Annotated in this window: 2 protein-coding genes; both read left to right on the forward strand. The window is 51.7% G+C overall.

Annotation, left to right across the window (positions count from 1 at the left end; translation table 11 throughout):
• Positions 1–67: 67 nt before the first annotated feature.
• Positions 68–13477, forward strand: a complete 13410-nt coding sequence (locus tag F1593_RS09680) for a non-ribosomal peptide synthetase (RefSeq protein WP_149401353.1) — start codon at positions 68–70, stop codon at positions 13475–13477.
• Positions 13467–20267: a condensation domain-containing protein gene (locus F1593_RS09685; RefSeq protein ID WP_149401354.1), complete on the forward strand. Its 6801-nt coding sequence runs from the start codon at positions 13467–13469 to the stop codon at positions 20265–20267. The genes F1593_RS09680 and F1593_RS09685 overlap by 11 nt, the downstream gene beginning before the upstream one ends.
• The last annotated feature ends 32 nt before the right edge of the window (positions 20268–20299 follow it).

A 20299-nucleotide genomic window follows, 5' to 3' on the forward strand; every position in this document is an offset into this window, starting at 1 on the left:
AGCTGGATAAAAAAACTGGCAATGACTATATCGTATGGCAATGTATATACTGAGGAGTGAAAAGTAGATGCAAACGATAGATTTAAAAGGTGCTCATCTTTCCCCGCAACAATCTCGACTCTGGCATTGGGCACAGGATAAACCGTGGTACCGGGTACAGTATGCCCTGAAACTCACTGGAATTTTTGAGCCAATGGTCCTTCAGCAAGCTCTTCAGGACGTTGTTGATCGTCATGCCATCCTGCGTACCAGCTTTGTGCCAATTCCTGGTATAGAACTGCCAATGCAAGCTATTAGCCAGAAGAGCCATATTTTCTTTCCTCTGATTGATCTTGAACAGTTAAATACAACTGAGCAACAGGTCTCTCAGGAAAAGCACTGGTACGAGCTATTGCAACGGCCATTTGACCTGGAACATGGGCCATTGCTCTATGCTAAGATCCTGCGCCTCTCATCTCAAACACATATACTGATGATAAGCTTGCACGCTCTCAGTGCTGATGCCGCAACGCTCACGCAGCTCAGTACTGCTCTTTTCCAAGCTTACACTGCCCGCTTACAAAATAGTGTCGATGAAGATGATCCGCTCCAGTATGTGAATGTGACAGCCTGGCTCAATGAGCTCCTGCACGATGAGGATGCGGAGGGATCGCTCACCTACTGGCGGAAACTCGATCTCTCTCATCTCGATAAACAGCCACTTCCTTTCCAGAGAGACAAACAAAAGGCACATCAGGGATGGAGCACCGCTGCTCAGGATATCTATCAACCACAACAGATGGCTATCCCCCTATCAGCAGATCTGCAATATCAATTACAGTTACTGGCAAAACGCTTTGACGTTTCTAGCGAAGCCATTCTACTGGCGAGCTGGCAAACACTGCTCTGGCGATTGACAGATGATCAAGAGTTACTCCTTGGGATGTTATGCGATGGGCGTCCCTATGAAGAGCTTGTTGATCTGATTGGACCCTACGCCCGGCTGGTACCAATCACTATCAGTTTGACGGATCAGCGTTCTTTTTCCTGGGTTCTGCTGCAAATGCAACAGCTCTATCAGCAGGCACTCGAAAAACAACTTTATTTCAACTGGGAAACTGATGGCGAGAACAAGCAAGAGCAGTCGCAATCCTTTCCTATCAGTTTCGTTTATGAGTCCTGGCCGGTGCCTACAACCTATGGTTCTCTGACCGTCGAATGGCAACGCCAGGAATGCCGATCGGAGCTCACGCAATTACAGCTCTATGCACAACAATCCGAGGAGTCCCTCCACTTACAATTTGTGTATAATGCCTTGCAATTCTCTACGGTCCAGATGCGGCGTCTGGCTGGATTATTGGTACAATTCCTTACAAGTGCCACTGCACAGCCAGAAATTGCGATCGGTTCTCTTGAACTGCTCACGCCTCAAGAACAGGCGATACAGCAAGAACGTTGGCGCGGTCAGCAGTACGACTGGCCCTTCATACCACTTCATCAGCGTTTCCAGGAACAGGTTCAACGTCATCCTTCAGCACCAGCTCTGCGCTCTGGTAATGTGTTGCTGAGCTATCAAGAGGTTGAAGACACGGCCAATCAACTCGCGAACCTCCTGATAACCTATGGCATACGTCCGGGTCAGCGGATCGCGCTCTATCAACGTCGCGATCAATGGGCCATCATCAGCCTGCTCGCTGTACTCAAAGCAGGAGGATGCTACGCGCCCCTGGATGAGGATCTACCGGCCTCGCGTATTCAATTACTGCTACAACAGCTGAACCCGGCTATGCTTATCTGTAGTCAGGAGTTGCAAAAGCATCTGGAAGCACAGGCTGATGCATCCTTGCCTGTGCTTCAGGTCGAATCTCTGTCTGTCTTACTTGAAGGACAGCCGACCACTCCACCGCAGGTACAGATTTTGCCTCAGCAAGACGCCTATGTGATCTATACCTCTGGCTCCACGGGTACGCCAAAGGGCGTTCAGATCAATCAACACAATATCAGCAATTACACTCAGGCTATGTGCAACTTGTTGGATATGCAGGCAGGCTGGCATATCGCCACCGTCTCCAGTCTGGCCGCAGACCTGGGCAATACGGCTATCTTCTGTGCTCTGGCTTCCGGTGGTTGCCTCCACCTGCTGCCATATACGCTCGTAACCGATGGAGCTGCGTTTGCCAGCTATGTCCAGCGTTATCCTCTCGATATGCTCAAGATAGTGCCAACTCACTTACAGGCTCTGCTGGCTGCGAATGCGACAGGGGTTATCCCCGGTCAGCGTTTAATTCTGGGTGGTGAAGCTCTCCCCTGGACATTGATCAAACAACTCCAAGATAGCCAGGACATTCCCTCAACCTGCCAGGTCTATAACCACTATGGTCCGACAGAGACGACAATTGGTGCGCTGGTCAATCCTCTAGGATTGCTGCAGAAGATCTGCGTTCCCGCGCCACAGGAACGTGGTCATAGTGTGCCCATTGGTCATCCTCTTGCCAACTTGCGTATTGCCATCTGGGATTCCCAGCAACATGCGGTTCCGCAGGGCGTGAAAGGTGAGCTATACATTGCGGGGGCTGGTGTGGCGCAGGGCTATCTGGGAGCGCCGGAGCTCACGGCAGAACGCTTCCCGACCATACAACAAAACCGTTGGTATCGCACAGGAGATATAGTGCGTGAGAATGAAGAAGGGCTCATCGAGTTCATTGGCCGACATGATTCGCAAGTAAAACTGCGAGGGTATCGTATCGAGATGGATGAAATCGAAGAGCACCTTAGAAATCTGCCCACGGTCCGTGAGGCTGTCGTGCAATTACGCTCCGATGGACCTGATGGCGCAACTGGTGAGCCCTATCTGGTCGGCTATATTGTGCCCTGGAAGCAGCCTGGACCAGAGCAGCAAACCGTACGGGAAGCCCTGGCGCAGCAGATCCCTGCCTATCTGGTTCCTACACGCATTGTCAATCTGGAGCAATTCCCTCTCTCGCCTAATGGCAAGCTGGATCACCGGCGGCTCCCCTTGCCTGCAAGCATGAAACAGGCACGCGTAGTGCCTATCGAGGAGGCACGCACTCCAATCGAGACATTGGTGCAGCAGATCTGGCGACAGGTCCTGGATGTACCTGAGGTTGGACGCAACGATGATTTCTTCCAGTCAGGTGGGCATTCCTTGCTAGGTACACGCATGATTGCTCAGGTGCGCTCGGCTATCGGTATCGAAATCCCTATCGCCTGGCTGTTTGAAACGCCAACAGTTGCCGGACTCTCCTTACGTATCGAGGATGTCCTACGCCAGGGACACGGCCTCTCCCGGCCACCGCTCGTACCAGCTGCACGTGATGAGTTCCTGCCTCTTTCGTTCGCGCAACAACGCCTCTGGTTCCTGGATCAATTGGACCCTGGTAGCACCACTTATGTTATTCCGCGGGTTATCCATTTACAGGGAAAACTGGATCGCCCGGCCATCCAGCAGGCTCTGCATACCGTAATCCAACGCCATGAAAATCTGCGCACCTCGTTTCCCAGCCGTCATGGAGAACCCTGGCAACGCATCAGCCCACACTCTCTGACGCACCTGATCTTATTGGATTTGCGTTCTCTTTCACCGGCCACACGCGAAGAACAGGCCCGGCAACTCGTCCAACAAGGATTTGAGCATCCCTTCGATCTGGAACAGGGGCCACTATTATATAGCTGGTTACTCCAACTCGCGGAGGAGGAGCATATCCTCTTACTTACAATGCATCATATTATCTCCGATGGCTGGTCGAGTGGACGCCTGGTACAAGAGATGACGACCCTCTATGAGGCATCGCAGCGTGGAATAGACGCGAAACTTCCGATACTACCCATTCAGTATGCCGACTTTGCGCTCTGGCAACGCTCCTGGCTACAAGGCGAGGTGTTAGAACGCCAACTGGACTACTGGAAAACGCAGTTATTCGGACTCGCCCCGCTGGATCTGCCAACCGATCACCCTCGGCAGGCCATGCAGAGCTTCCAGGGAGCCCGACAACAGCTACAATTAACACCGGAATTGACACAACAGTTGCATGCACTCTCACAACGTGAGGGCGTCACTCTCTTCATGACACTACTGGCTGCTTTCCAGGTATTACTTGCTCGCTATAGTGGACAACGTGATATCGCCGTTGGCACTCCCATTGCCAATCGTACACATGAAGAGCTGGAGGGGTTAATTGGTTTCTTTGTCAATATGCTGGTAATGCGCAGTAATCTCTCGGAGAATCCTGCCTTTATCGATCTCCTCAAACAGGTACGTACGACAGCGCTGGGAGCCTATGCGCATCAAGATGTACCCTTTGAGCAGGTCGTAGAGGCGGTACCGTTTCCACGTGTGGGAACCCGCTCACCGCTCTTCCAGGTGGTCTTTGCGCTGCAAAACGCTCCCGAAGCAACCGTAGCCGCAGAGCCATTTCCCTTACAGGCAAAAGAGGATGATGATGACCTGAGTCTGAACACCGCCAAATTTGAACTGACATTAATTATGTACGAAGGCAAACAGGGACTACACACAACGTTGGAATACGCGACAGAGCTGTTCACCGAAGCCTTTATTACACACTTCTTGTCTCATTGGCAGCAGCTACTGGCAGCGATTGTCGCTACTCCCACACAACCTGTTTTCGCCCTGCCTCTGTTGGATACCGCGCAACTCCTCACACTGGAAGACCTGGATTACCAGGAACATCCACGTCAGATAACCATCGATGGATCACTGATCTCACTGGATAAACTAGAAACAGTCATGCTCAACCAGACGACGATCCAGAACTGCCGTATCCTCATACGTAAGAGTGTCAGTGGCATCCAGGAGCTGGTTGCCTATGTCGTCACAACCACCCAGGCGTCACCTGAAATCTGGCAAGAGCAACTGCGTGCATCTCTTCCCGAAGCGTGGATACCACGTAACTACCTTGCCATCTCGCATTTACCGCTAACGGATACTGGCGAGATAGACGATCGCGCCCTGCTAGCAATGGCTCCTCTGACCTCTCAAATGTTGATGCAATGGGAACAGTACCTGTGCAAACAGGAAGGGATTGAACAGGTCGCCGTAGTGATTCAGGAGCACGCACCCACGCAACTCCCACTCCACCTGGCCGATCTGCTTCCTCCACATATGGAGCATGCGCAGACCAGTGAAATATCATCGAATGCCCCTATACCATTGGAACGTCGTCCCACGGCTGATGTTTCCCGTTTGTCGCTGAGCGAAGGAGGAAGCCTTCAAGATCAAACGAGTATGACTCTTCCTCAGATCCTATTACGTGCCACCAGGCAGAACAGCAACGCCCGACTCATTTATGTTCTGCCCGATGGCAGCGAACTGATCTGGAGCTATCAGCAACTCCTCACCGAGGCTCAACGCGTACTGGGAGGATTACGGCAAATCGGCGTACGCCCTCGGGATCGAGTTATCCTGCAAGTCGAATGGAGTCACGAATTCTTGCCGGTCTTCTGGGCCTGTCAGTTGGGCGGGATGATACCGGTACCCGTCTCCGTTGCTCCCACGTATGAGCAACCGACAAGTGTGAGTGATCGTCTGTTCCATGCCTGGCAAATGCTCGATCGACCTCTTGTAGTGGCAGGAAGCAATCTGTCTGCATCTTTACAGGCTCTGGCGCATCATCAGGCATGGGACGACTTCCGGGTGGCTTCTGTCAGTGCCTTACAGGCGGGCAATCTTCTCGATGAAAACTACTATGAAAGTCAACCAGAGGATCTGGCGTTAATTCTGTTGACCTCTGGCAGTACAGGAACCCCCAAAGGGGTAATGCAGAAACACTCAAGCCTTCTGGGTATGGCTGCCGGTGTAGCCCAATCACAAAATTTTCAGCGTCATGAGGTCACGTTGAACTGGATGCCTCTCGATCATGTCGGTGGCATTGTCATGTTCCATGTGCGCGATGTCTATCTGGGTTGTAGCCAGGTCCAGGCTCCCACACAGGCTATCTTGCAAAATCCGCTCATGTGGCTTGATCTGATCGAACGTTACCGGGTCACAATCACCTGGGCACCCAATTTCGCCTTCGGCCTTGTGAGCAATCATGCTCAGGAAATCAAAACACGACATTGGGACCTCTCTTCCTTGCATTTTATTCTCAATGGGGGCGAGGCCATTGTTGCAAAGGTCGCTCGCCGCTTTATGGAACTGTTGCAGCCTCACAGTTTATTGCCGAGAGCTATGCATCCTGCCTGGGGAATGTCAGAAACGTCGTCTGGCATTGTTTTCTCAGACCACTTCTCACTCGCGTCAACCTCTGATGATGATCAATTTGTGGTGGTGGGAGATCCAATACCAGGAATATCCATCAGGATTGTCGATGACCAGGACCAACTGGTCCAGGAAGGCTCCATCGGACACCTTCAGGCCAAAGGAACGACGATTACCTCCGGTTACTACCAGAATCCTCAGGCCGACCAGGAGGTCTTCCATCCTGATGACTGGTTTGATACAGGGGACCTGGGCATGCTACATCATGGGAAACTTACCATTACCGGGCGAGCCAAAGATGTCATCATTATCAATGGTGTCAACTACTACGGGCAGGAGATCGAAGCCGCCGTCGAAGAGTTGGAGGAAATTGAGACATCCTATACAGCCGCCTGTGCCGTTCGGGACGCCGAGAGTACCACGGACCAGCTTGCCATCTTTGTTGTGAGTCGGATGGAGGATGCTCAGATTCTCAATGTAATCAAGAAGGTGCGTGCCAAAGTCAGCTCGCAGGTTGGCATCACACCTGCCTATGTATTGCCGGTAACACAAAATGACATTCCTAAAACGGCTATTGGGAAGATCCAGCGTACGCAACTCAAGCAGGAGTTTGAAGCAGGCCAATACCAGGAATTGTTGAAAGATCTGGATCGACGACTGGGCAATGCGAATACGCTACCCGATTGGTTTTACCGCAAATCCTGGCAACGGTGCACACTTCGTCAACAGTCCCTCCCAAACACAGAGGATGTCGTTCTGGTGCTGGCCGATGACTTCGGCATGGGAAGGGCACTGCAAGAGCAGTTGCGCCTGCGTCAGCAGCGCTGCATCTATGTAGAGCGAGGAGCGACCTTCGCACAGCTTGCCGAAAATCACTACCAGATCGAGCCAAATCAGGAAACCGACTACTTCATGCTAGGGGCAGCTTTAATGGTAAAGCACCTCACGGTCACACATGTGGTGCATCTGTGGGGCAAACACCCTCCTATACAAGTACAACAAGTACAAGAGGAGCAAGCCTATAGCGAGAATGTGCTGAGTATCCTGTATCTGGTCCACGCGCTCGAACGTGGCTGGAGTCAACAGGAACGGCGAGATAGTGAGCAGATCAAGCTTGTTGCCGTCAGTGAGCAGGTAGAAACGCTCCAGGATGATGAACTGCTTGCCTGCACACAGGCTCCAGTCGTTGGACTACTGAAAACCATCACACGCGAACTCCCCTGGCTCGACTGCGTGCATGTGGATGTATCAGTCGATGATCAGGAGCAAAATGTGTTCTATGTGCTGCAAGAACTCACTCAGCATCAGGAAGATCAAGAGGTGGCCTACCGGAACGGACAACGCTTTGTGGCTCGTTTGGAACATATTGACTGGTCAACGCAACCAGCACAAACAGCACCTCTGGTTCAGCAAGGCTTCTATCTACTCAGTGGTGGTATGGGTGGCCTGGGCTACGAGCTAGCCTGCCACTTATTGCAAGACTATCAGGCGCATCTGCTACTACTGGGTCGCACTCCCATTACATCGGAACAGAAGAGTATGCATCCTCCTACTCATCGGGAGACGCCAGCAGCCCGCCTGGCCCACTTACAAACGTTGGCGCAACGGGGAGGCGCAGTACGCTATGTAACGGTCGATGTGTGTGATCTGGCAGGGGTGCAGCGTGCTGTAACAGAGGCACAGCAAGAATGGGAACGCCCATTAGATGGCATTTTCCACCTGGCGGGTGAATTCCATGAGCAGACCTTGCTGCAGGAAACGGCTCAACAGATTGAGCAGACGCTCCAACCCAAAATAGCAGGTGCCTGGACCCTGCATCAATTGCTCAAAAATCGACCGGGGGCCCTGTTCGTCAGCTACTCTTCCGTCAATGCCTTCTTCGGTGGACGAGCAGTCGGCGCGTATGCCGCTGCGAATCGCTTCCTGGAGAGCTTTGCTCACTATCAACGTATCCATTGTGGCCTCCAGAGCTATTGTATCTCCTGGAGTATGTGGGACGAAGTGGGGATGAGCCTCGGCTATCAACTCAAAGAGTTCTCACAGGCCCAGGGCTACCAGAGCATTGCCCTGCACAATGGCTGGTATTCACTATTAACTATCCTACACCATCAATGCCCAACGGTACTTGTGGGACTGGATGCGCAGAATCAGCATATTCGTCCCCTGCTGACTGGTCCCAGCTATGCGCTCCGGGAGGCCGTAGCCTACGTCTCGCCTGGATTACAGTCTAGTTCGTCTCAGGGCTGGCCTGCCTGGTGGGGAACTCAACCCGATAACTACCGACTGAGAACCCGGGCAACGCTTCCATTAACCGAGAACGGTGAAGTCGATGTTGCGCTACTCGGAGGTCAGAGCTACACATCAGGTCTCCCCATCAGACAGGAGCCACGCACCGAAACGGAGCAACAGATCCTGGGCATCTGGTGTGATATGCTGAAAAATCCTCAAATCAGCGTGCTGGACAATTTCTTTGAATTGGGAGGACACTCCTTGCTAGCAACGCAGGTAACGGCACGCATGCAACATGTCTTTCAGATCACCATACCAGTGCGTAATATCTTTGAGTATCCCACGATAGCGGATCTCGCCCAAATGATTGATCTACATCAGCAGCAACACGCCACTACGCCACCACCCATCGTAATAGTGGCGCGGGATCAACACCTGCCGCTCTCCTTTGCACAGCAACGCCTCTGGTTCCTGGATCAGTTGGAACCCGGAAGCACCGCTTATGTAATGCCCTCAGCAGTACGTCTGCAAGGAACACTCGATCGGACCGCACTGCAACTGACACTCAATGAAATTGTTCTGCGTCATGAGAGTCTGCGCACGACGTTCCCCAGCCATCAAGGAGAACCGTGGCAGCAAATTTATCCCCAATCCCTGACACAGCTATCCTTATTCGATGTACGCCCCCTCTCTCGCGCAGAACGTGAAGAACAGGCTCGCCAGATCATCCAGCAAGAGGCCACCTATCCCTTCAATCTGGAACAGGGGCCCCTGCTACGCACTTGGTTACTCCAACTCGCGGAGGAGGAGCATATCCTCTTGCTCACGATGCATCACATCATTTCCGATGGTTGGTCGATCAACATCCTGGTACGCGAACTGAACAATCTGTATACAGCATTTTCTCAGGGACAGGCCGCTTCCTTGCCCGCATTGCCAGTACAATATGCTGACTACGCCCTCTGGCAACGTTCCTGGTTGCAAGGCGAGGTGCTAGAGCGTCAACTAGACTACTGGAAGACGCAACTGGCAGGCTCAACACCGCTGAATTTGCCAACTGATTATCCCCGGCCAGCGAACCAGAGCTTCCGAGGCGCTCGACTGACACTGGAGTTGTCTGCGAGACTGAGCCAGGATCTGCGTGCACTCTCACAGCGCGAAGGTACCACACTCTTCATGACACTGGCGGCAGCGTTCCAGATACTACTTGCTCGTTATAGCGGCCAGAACGATATCGCCATCGGGACACCGATCGCCAATCGAACGAGAAAAGAGATCGAGGGACTGATCGGTTTTTTCACCAATACACTGGTACTCCGCTGCGACCTGTCGGAAAATCCAACCTTTGTAGAATTGCTGGCTCAGATGCGCCGGGTTGCTCTGGAAGCCTACACCTACCAGGAGGTACCATTTGAACAGATCGTGGATGTTCTGCAACCCGAACGCGATCTAAGTCGCTCTCCCATTTTTCAGGTTCTCTTCCAGGTCTTGCATGCTGAACGCTCTGATGAGGAGCTCGCTGAACTGCAGATGGACGGCGTTGCCCAGGAAAGAGTGACGGCTAAATTCGACCTTACCTTCGCATTCTCCGATGATGGAGAGGCGTTGCAAGGGAGCCTGGAATATGCGACCGACCTCTTTGATGTTCAGACTATGCAGCGCTTAATTGGACACTGGCAAACACTGCTTGAGGGCGTGGTGGCTCATCCAGACACACGTATTGCCGAACTTCCTCTATTAACAGCAGATGAATATCAGCTTTGTGTCAAGGAATGGAATGCCACCCGACGCAATTATGCCCCGGAATGGTCTTTGCATCAACTGATCGAGGCTCAGGTTGAACGTACTCCTGATGCGCCAGCCGTTGTTTTTGAACAGACGCGCCTGACGTATCAAGAATTCAACGAACGTGCGAACCAGCTCGCACATTATCTACAACACCTGGGAGTTGGACCAGAGGTACCTGTAGGCGTCTACATGGAACGCTCGCTTGAGATGATTGTCGCCTTAGCAGGTATTCTTAAAGCCGGGGGAGCATATGTTCCGCTCGATCCAACGTATCCTGCTGAGAGGCTGGCATTCATGTTAGAGGACGTGTCAACCAACACAAACCACCAAGAATTGGTCATACTGACACAGGCACGATTTGCGCTTGAACTGGCAGCCGATGCAAGGCAGATCATTTGTCTGGATACAGACTGGCAAACGATCGCCGGAGAAGAGACCATCAATCCAGAACATACAGTAGGTCCCAATAACGCGGCATATATTATCTACACCTCTGGTTCAACTGGTAAACCGAAAGGAGTTATCAACACACACCGAAGCATCTGCAATCGTCTGCTGTGGATGCGAGAAACCTATCAACTGACAGAGCAAGATCGTGTTTTGCAAAAAACTCCTTTCAGTTTTGATGTCTCGATCTGGGAGTTCTTCTGGCCGCTCATCACAGGAGCACGGCTCATTGTCGCTCGTCCCGAAGGCCATAAGGATAGTGCTTATCTGGTCTCCCTTATACAAGAACAGAAAATCACGACACTCCACTTTGTGCCTTCGATGCTGCAGGTGTTCCTAGAGGAACCAGAACTGATCCACTGTGCCAGCGTGAGGCAAGTCTTCTGTAGCGGTGAAGCACTATCCTTTGATCTACAAGAACGCTTCTTTTCTCGTCTGACAGCAACGCTACATAATCTCTATGGTCCAACTGAGGCTGCAATTGAGGTTGCCTATTGGAACTGCCAGCCCCATAGTCAACGGCACATCGTTCCGATCGGCCACCCAATTGCGAATATACAACTCTATATTCTCAACCAGTATGGACAGCCAGCGCCAATCGGCGTTCCAGGTGAGCTCCATATCGGCGGAGTTGGTGTAGCACGTGGCTATCTCAACCAGCCAGAGTTGACAGCTGAACGCTTTATCCCAGATCCTTTTGGAGATCAACCGGATGCACGCCTCTATCGCACAGGTGATCTGGTATGCTATCTACCAGATGGCGCGATTGAATATCTCGGTCGTCTTGACGATCAGATCAAACTACGTGGTTTCCGTATCGAACTGGGTGAGATTGAAGCGGTCATCAGCGCACATCCTGCCGTCAGTGCAGTTGTGGTAGGAGTGCAGGAGATGGCGGCAGGAAACATAGCCGACAAGCATCTGGTGGCCTATGTGGTACGCAGGCCAGAGCAAGCCCTCACCTTAAAAGATCTGCGTAACTTTGTCGGGGAACAACTGCCTCAGTATATGTTACCCACGGATCTGGTTGAACTGGAGCAGATTCCCTTGAGTCCTTCCGGCAAAGTGAATCGGAGGCAATTGCCTGCACTGAAGGTAGGAGAGGCCGAGAGAAACCAGGCGGAAGGACAAGAGCCGCGCAATGAGTTAGAAGAACTGGTCTTGCAGACCTGGAAACAAGTTCTGCAAGCAGAACACCTGGGGGTACAGGATAACTTCTTTGAGATCGGTGGGCATTCGCTGCTCGCAACTCAGGTCGTCTCGCGCCTGCGACAGTTAGTGAGGATAGAGCTACCAGTGCGTGCAATCTTTGAGGCCCCTACCGTTGCACAATTAGCTGCACAGATGCAGCAGGCATTGAATCAGAAACAGGAGGTCTCAGCCCCGCCAATACTTCCGGTCTCGCGCAAGCAGCCATTGCCACTCTCCTTCGCGCAACAACGCCTGTGGTTCCTCAATCAATTAGAGCCTGACAGCACTTCCTATAACATGCCGGGAGCCTTTCGTCTACAAGGACCACTTTCAGTGGATGCACTCTGGCGCAGCTGGCAAGAAATACTCCTACGTCACGAGGTATTACGCACTACAATTGGCATTTCTGAGACCGAGAATGAGGTGGTGCAGCGAATTATACCAAATTGGCCGCGAGAAGAAATATTCTCGCTGATAGATCTGAGCCAGCAGTCTGCACCAGAGCAGGAAAAAGAGGTGCAACGATGGATCAAGCGCGAGGCACAACACGTATTCGATCTCACGGAAGGTCCATTGGTGCGTGTTCGTGTCCTCAAACTGGGACCAGAGAGCCACATAGTGCTCGCGATGATGCATCATATCATTTCTGATGCCTGGTCCATGAACATTTTCCAGAGAGAGCTAACCACACTCTATAACGCGTTTGTCCAGGATAAGCCCTCTCCCCTGACTCCTCTTACGCTCCAGTATGCCGACTTTGCCTACTGGCAACGTCACTGGCTCCAGGGGGAAACGCTAGACAAGGAACTGGCCTACTGGAAACAACAGTTAGCAGAGATACCAGAGTTAATAGAACTGCCTTTAGATCATGATCGTCCGGCCATCCAAAGCTATCAGGGCGCTCAACAATCAATATCCTTCTCTGCTGAACTCACGAAGAGTATTAGAGAACTGAGCCAGCAAGCGGGGGTCACCTTATTCATGGCATCCCTGACTGCCTTTCTGGTCCTGTTGTGGCGCTATAGTAGTCAGGAAGATATCGTAGTGGGCACCCCGATTGCCAATCGAAACCGGGTGGAACTAGAAGGACTCATCGGCTTCTTCGCCAATACGCTCATTCTGCGCACCAGCCTTGCTGGCGATCCTACATTCCGCACATTGCTGGCCAGGGTCCGAGAAGTCACACTAGGAGCCTATAGCCACCAGGATGTGCCATTTGAGAAATTAGTTGAGGTACTCCGACCAGAACGGAATACAAACCATACGCCCTTGATCCAGGCAGTGTTTACCCTACCACTCACTGAATCTACACAGTATGAATTTTCAGGCTTGACGATAGATAACGAAGGGAAAAATACCGATACCTCAAAGTTTGATCTGGTTTGCAGTGTGATAAACGATGAACAGGCACTACAGGGACGCTTAACCTATAACCGGGACCTCTTCGAGCCGGAAACGATTCAACGTCTCCTCTCACACTGGCAGGTGATTCTGGAAAATATGGTCTTAAATCCTGATCAACACATTGGGGACTTCCCCCTCGTGACGAAAGATGAATTAGAACAGTTCCTGAGTCCATGGAAAGGGACGGACGACGATGACGAATAAACAAAAGCATATCCATCATCTGTTTGAAGCGCAGGTAGAGCGCACGCCAGAGGCCATCGCAGTGATCTTCGAAGGCTCAACATTGACCTATGAAGAACTCAATTGTCGGGCAAATCAGATTGCAGGTTATCTATCTGCTCATGGTGTCAAACACAATACAACCGTTGGGCTCTGCCTGGAATACTCAGGAGAATTCGTTGCAGGACTCCTTGGTATTCTCAAGGCGGGAGGAACATTCGTCTTACTCGATCCGTCCCATCCACTGAAATGGCTGGAGCATATGCTTCAAGCCGCTCCTGTGCAGGTTCTACTTACACAGGAGAAATGGTTGGCTCATTTGCCACCTTCTGATGGTACGACTATCTGCCTTGACGGTGAAATACCGGACCTCAAACCAACAAACCAGGAGAACGAAGAATTCACAGAAACACAGAACGTTGCCTCCTACTTCTACACATCTGGTCGCTACCTGGTGCTGGAGCAGCAACAACTGTATCAGCAGTTTAAATGGTGGCAGAAGCGATTTGCGCTCTCTGCTACTGATACCCTGCTCTCTCACTCTTCACCCACCGAAGGAGCTACTCTACGCGATATTTTCTGGTCCCTTACTTCGGGCGCTCGTCTTCTGATTGCTCGACAAGCATGGCTAGAGGATCAAGACACATTGTGGCAACTACTCATCGAGTATCAGGTTAGTAGTGTACATACAACCACGCTGTCGCTATCCTTATTTGCCGCTCGCTCTTTGCCAACAACGTTGCACCTGATACTGGTCAGTGGCGAACAACCTACCGGGTCTGCAGTCAAAACGCTAACGAAACATTTCACGGGAACGCTCTCCTATCTATTTGGAGGATTAGAGACATCTCCCTATCTAGAGATGAACGCCGAGGAACAATCCGATGATCAAGGTAGTATGGCGATAGGGCGTGCGACATCTCAGTCTGTCTATATCTTGAATGCCCGACAACAGTTGGTTCCACCAGGGGGAAGTGGTGATCTCTATGTAGCAGGACCAGGAGTCGCTTCTGGATATCTCCATAGTCAATTAGAGACCGAGCAACGTTTTCTCGCTGATCCATATACTGGTGCTCGCATGTTCAGGACCGGCTTGCGAGGACGCTACAGAAATAACAGAGACGATAAAAATGGCGTCAGGCTCGAACTCTTGAGTACAGATACTCGTCAGGTCTGGATTGATGGCTATCACATTTTGCTTGATGATGTAGAACAGGCCTTGCATGCCAGTCCTACCGTCTATGATTGTCGAGTAATTGCCCATCGAGATCAGCAGGGGAAGCAAGAGTTAATAGCCTATGTCGTGACGACAGGACAGGGGTCACCAGAGGCCTGGCAAGAGCAACTGCGTGCGTCACTACCGCCTGCATGGCAACCGCATGCCTACATCCCAGTCTCTCATCTCCCTTTGCTTCCAAAAGGTGAAGTAGATGATTTGACGTTGCTCACCATGGCTCCCCCCACCACCCAAATGCTGACACAATGGGAGCACTATTTACACAGACAGGAAGGTGTGAAACAGGTTGCCGTGGCAGTTCAAGAGCACGTCCCCACCCAGATGCCACTCCACCTGGATGATCTGCTTCCCGCATGGAGGAAGCCTCGGCAGGGGCAGGAGGAGGAACCAGCAAGGGCTCCTGTGCAGCCAGAACACCTTCTCATGAACCAGGATGCACATCCATCCATCAATCGGGGAAGAACCTTACGGCTGGATCAGAACATCACGACGCTACCACAAGCACTCATGCAAACGGCCCGGCAACTCGGCAACGCTGGTCGCCTGATCTATGTTCTCTCCGATGGCAGCGAACTGACCTGGAGCTATCAGCAACTTCTCACCGAGGCCCGAAGCGTTCTCAGTGGACTACGACAACTCGGCGTACGTCCAGGGGAGCGGATCATCATGCAGTTGGAATGGTGCCAGGAGTTCCTGCCGGTCCTCTGGGGCTGCCAGTTGGGAGGAATAGTCCCGGTTCCAGTCTCCATCGCCCCCACGTATGAGCAACCAACCAGTACGAGTAGCCGCCTGTATCATGCCTGGCACATGCTCGGTCAGCCACTTGTCATAGGCGGCAGCAATATCAACGCGCCATTGCAAGTTCTTGCGCAACAGGAGAAATGGGACAACTTCCAGGTCATACCTTTCAGTGCGTTACACGTGTCTGCGACAGTTGATGAAACCAGCTATGAGAGTCAGCCAGAAGATCTGGCACTGATCTTGTTAACCTCAGGCAGCACCGGGGCCGCAAAAGGGGTAATGTTGAGTCATCGGAATCTCTTGAGCATGGCCCAGGGGATGATTCAGCAGTTTGAGTTCACCCCGCAGGAAGATATCACCTTTAACTGGATGCCACTAGACCATGTGGGGGGGATAGTGATGCTGCATCTTCGCTCACTTTTCATGGGTGGCACGCAGGTCCACGCACTCCCCCAGACGATTCTGCAAGATCCCTTGCGCTGGTTAGACGCGATTGATCACTATCGCGCCAGTATCACCTGGACACCCAATTTCGCTCTTGGCCTACTCAATGATCGTGCGGAGGAGATTCAGCAGCGTCACTGGGATCTCTCTTCTATGCGCTACCTCTTCAATGGTGGTGAGGCCATTGTGGCTAAAGTGGCCCGCAACTTCTTACGTCTACTCCAACAGCATAGACTCTCGCCTACCGCTATGTATCCGGCATGGGGCATGTCCGAGACATCCTCTGGTGTCATATTCTCGCGACAGTTCTCTATTGATAAGGGCAATGATGCAGATCAGCTTGTCGAGGTAGGAGAACCCATTCCAGGTTTATCGATACGCCTGGTGGACGAGAACAATCAGCTGGTGCAAGAGGGGCAGACAGGACGCCTGCAAGTACGTGGCCCCTCCGTTACCAGCGGCTACTATCAAAATGCCCAGGCCACACAGGAAGCCTTCACGGCTGATGGTTGGTTTGATACGGGCGATCTGGGCGTGATGAATGCGGCACAGCTAACCCTTACAGGACGCGCCAAGGATACGATCATCATTAATGGCATCAACTACTATGGGCAGGAGATTGAAGCCGTTGTCGAAGAGCTAGAGGAGGTAGAAACCTCCTTTACAGCCGCCTGCGCCGTTCGGGACGCCGAAAGTACAACCGACCAGCTTGCTATCTTTGTCGTCAGCCAGGTTGAGGAAGCCCGCTTACTCGAAGTGCTTAGAAAGGTACGAGCAAAAGTGAGTTCCGAGGTGGGTATCACTCCTACCTATGTCTTGCCCGTGAGCAGAGACGACATTCCCAAGACGGCCATCGGGAAGATCCAACGTACGCAACTTAAAAAACAGTTTGAGGCCGGCCAATATCGAGATTTATTGAAGGATCTAGATCGACAGCAGGGCAACGCGAATACGCTACCCGACTGGTTTTATCGCAAATCCTGGCGACAGCGATCCATCAGCCAGCAGAGATTGCAGAATCTAGAAGGTAGCGTCCTGGTATTGATCGACGACGAGGGAGTCGGCACCGCCCTCTGTGAGCATTTACGCCAGAAACAGCTGCGTGTCATTCGTGTTGAACAGGGCACAAACTTTGAGCAACCAGATACCGATCACTACCGTATCAATCCGAACAATAGCGCAGATTACCACTTACTAAGTGCTGCACTGGCGGCCAAACAGATACACCTCAAACATGTCGTACACCTGTGGGGATATTGTCCGAGAAGTACAGAGAATGAAGAGAGAGGCCACCTCAAAGATGCCCGGGAGCGAGGTTTATTGAGTGTCTTACATCTGGTGCAGGCACTGGAACCCCACTGGAAAGCAGGAAGTAGCGAAAATAAGCAGCACAAAATTATGGTCGTGAACAATCAGATAGTGGCGGTCAAAGATAATGAGGAAATTGCCTATGAGAAAACGCCAGTCGTAGGATTGCTCAAAACACTGGAGCGGGAACTTTCGTGGCTACAATGTATTCTTCTCGATATACCAATAGATAATCAAGAACAAAACGCACTTCGTATCCTGTACGATCTCTATCAGAACCAGGATGATCAAGAGGTTGCGTATCGTAATGGACAACGCTTTGTGGCTCGCCTTGAGCGTATTGACTGGTCTAAAGAAGCATCACAGCCATTACCTTTGCAGCATCAGGGCTTTTATCTGCTCACTGGCGGCCTGGGAGGTGTAGGCTATGAAATCGCATCCCATCTGCTCCAGGATTATCAGGCTCGTCTCCTGCTCATTGGACGCACGCTTATTGCTTCTGAACAGGATGAAAGTGCTGCCACGCCTGCACAGCAAACTCTGGCGACACGACTCGCGACACTACAAGACCTGGCACGTGCCGGGGGGGCCGTACGCTATGCAACGGTCGATGTGTGTGATCTGGCAGGATTACAACGGACTGTCGCGCAGGCAGAATACGAATGGGAGAGCAAGTTGAATGGAGTATTTCATCTGGCTGCGACATTCCACGAACAAGAACTTCTGGGCGCATCGACAGAGCAGATCGAACAGATACTTCAACCTAAAGTGGAAGGCACCTGGACGCTGCATCAACTGCTCAAGGATCATCCAGGAATGCTGTTCGTCAGCTTCTCCTCTATCAATACATTCTTCGGAGGAAGCGGTGTCGGCAGCTATGCATCAGCCAATAGTTTTCTGGAGAGTTTCTCCCACTATCAGCGAGTCCACTGCGGACTCCAAAGCTATTGTATCTCCTGGAGCATGTGGGATGAAGTTGGTATGAGCCAGGGCTACCAACTTAAAGATTTCTCACGGGCAAACGGCTACCGGCCTATCACTTCCCGACAGGGCTGGTATTCTCTATTAACGATACTGCATCACGGACCAGATCTGGTTCTGGTAGGACTGGACGACCACAATCAGAATATTCGTCGCCACATGACCGGTCCAGGCTATGCCCTTCAAGAGGTTGTCGCATACCTTTCGCTCGAATTGCAGCGGAGCACACAACAAATCTGGCCGCCTGAGTGGAGAGATCTACCAGACAACTACCGCCTGGTACAACTGCCAAAGCTTCCACTAAAGGAAACGGGAGAAATAGATATCGAGCGTCTGAGCAGGGTAAATCTTGTTAAGGGACAAGCGACCGGTCAGGGGCCACACAGCGAGTTGGAGCAACAAATACTGGAGATCTGGCAACAGGTACTCAACACAACGCAGGTAGGAGTCCAGGATAATTTCTTTGAGCTCGGAGGCCATTCGCTGCTAGCCACTCAGGTTATCACGCGCTTACAACGGGCATTGCAGATCGACATAGCAGTCCGCAATCTTTTTGAACATCCTACAGTAGAGCGTCTGGCGCAGATGATTGAGAAGCAGTATCGCCAGTTTCACGCTACTTCATCCCTCGTACCAGTGTCGCGCGCTCTACCACTTCCTGCTTCTTTCGCGCAGCAGCGCCTCTGGTTCCTGGATCAGTTGGAACCGGGGAACACAGCCTATAATATCCCTGTTACGGTCGAGTTCGAGGGCCAGCTCGATCTGGAGGCATTTGAGCGTAGTCTGGCTCAGATCATCGAACGACACGAAGGATTACGCACGACCTTCCAGGAGCAAGATGGGCAGCTCTATCAAGTCATCGATCCACGGGGAACATCTCATCTCATCCTTATTGATCTGCAAACACTTGCACTGGAGAAACGAGAGAAGATTGCCAGAGCATTAAGCGAGCAAGAGACGCGACTTCCTTTTAATCTAAGTAAAGGGCCGCTACTCCGTTACTGCCTCTGGCGCTTGAGCGAGCAAAAATACTGGCTACGCTTAAATATGCACCACATTGTCTCCGATGGTTGGTCGATGAACATCCTGGTACAAGAACTAACCAGCCTTTATACTGCATTCACACAAAAAAAGGATACCAATCTGCCAGCATTGCCGGTGCAGTATGCTGACTATGCCCTCTGGCAACGTCAATGGCTACAAGGGGAGGTTTTACAGCAACAACTCGACTACTGGAAACAGCAGCTTGCAGGCATCATTCCCATCGCACTACCGACCGACTATCCCAGACCACCTATCCAGACCTTTGAGGGTAGGCGTCAACGCCTGCGCTTGTCAGCCGAGCTGAGTAAGCAGGTGCAAGTACTTTCTCAGCGAGAAGGAGTAACGCTCTTCATGACTCTCCTGGCGGCGTTCAACATACTCCTACATTATTCCACCAGTCAGGATGATCTTGTCGTAGGAACGAATGTCTCTAATCGCGCACAAGCGGAAACAGAAGGGGTAATCGGCTTTTTTGTGAACCAGCTCGTGTTGCGCACCAACCTCTCGGCTAATCCCAGTTTCCGCGAGCTCTTGCAGAAGGTCAAGGAAGTTGCCCTTGGTGCCTATGCTCATCAGGATCTTCCCTTTGATCGCTTGCTTATGGAACTCAACCCGGACCGCGATCTCGGCCATACGCCGCTATTCCAGGTCAAATTCACCCTGGAGCATGCACCGATCCAGGAGGCCGTCCTGCCAGAGATACAGGTCGAGCCAATTGGATCGGAACAAGGCATGACCAAGTTCGACCTTTTTCTCAACATGATGGAGAGTAATGGCAATCTCGTCGGAGCACTGGAATATAGAACAGATCTCTTTCGCAAAAAAACTATTACACGGTTTTTACGACTCTTTGAAGTCATTGCTGAACAAATAGTTATGCATCCAGATGCACGCTTGAACGAGATAGAAAATGTGCTCACATCAATAGATGCAGACGAGCAAAATAGACAGGAAAGAGATCTTCAACACAGCAATATTCAAAAATTGGGACACTCAAGACGTAAGACAAAACAATAGAGATCCACAATAGGTAGAAGTACAGTCAATGA

The sequence above is a fragment of the Dictyobacter arantiisoli genome, from assembly GCF_008326305.1.
GTDB classification, from domain to species: Bacteria; Chloroflexota; Ktedonobacteria; order Ktedonobacterales; family Ktedonobacteraceae; genus Dictyobacter; species Dictyobacter arantiisoli.

Coding starts and splice junctions, on each gene's coding strand:
- F1593_RS09685 (WP_149401354.1), top strand. CDS start 13,467: ATGACGAATAAACAAAAGCATATCCATCATCTGTTTGAAGCGCAGGTA.
- F1593_RS09680 (WP_149401353.1), top strand. CDS start 68: ATGCAAACGATAGATTTAAAAGGTGCTCATCTTTCCCCGCAACAATCT.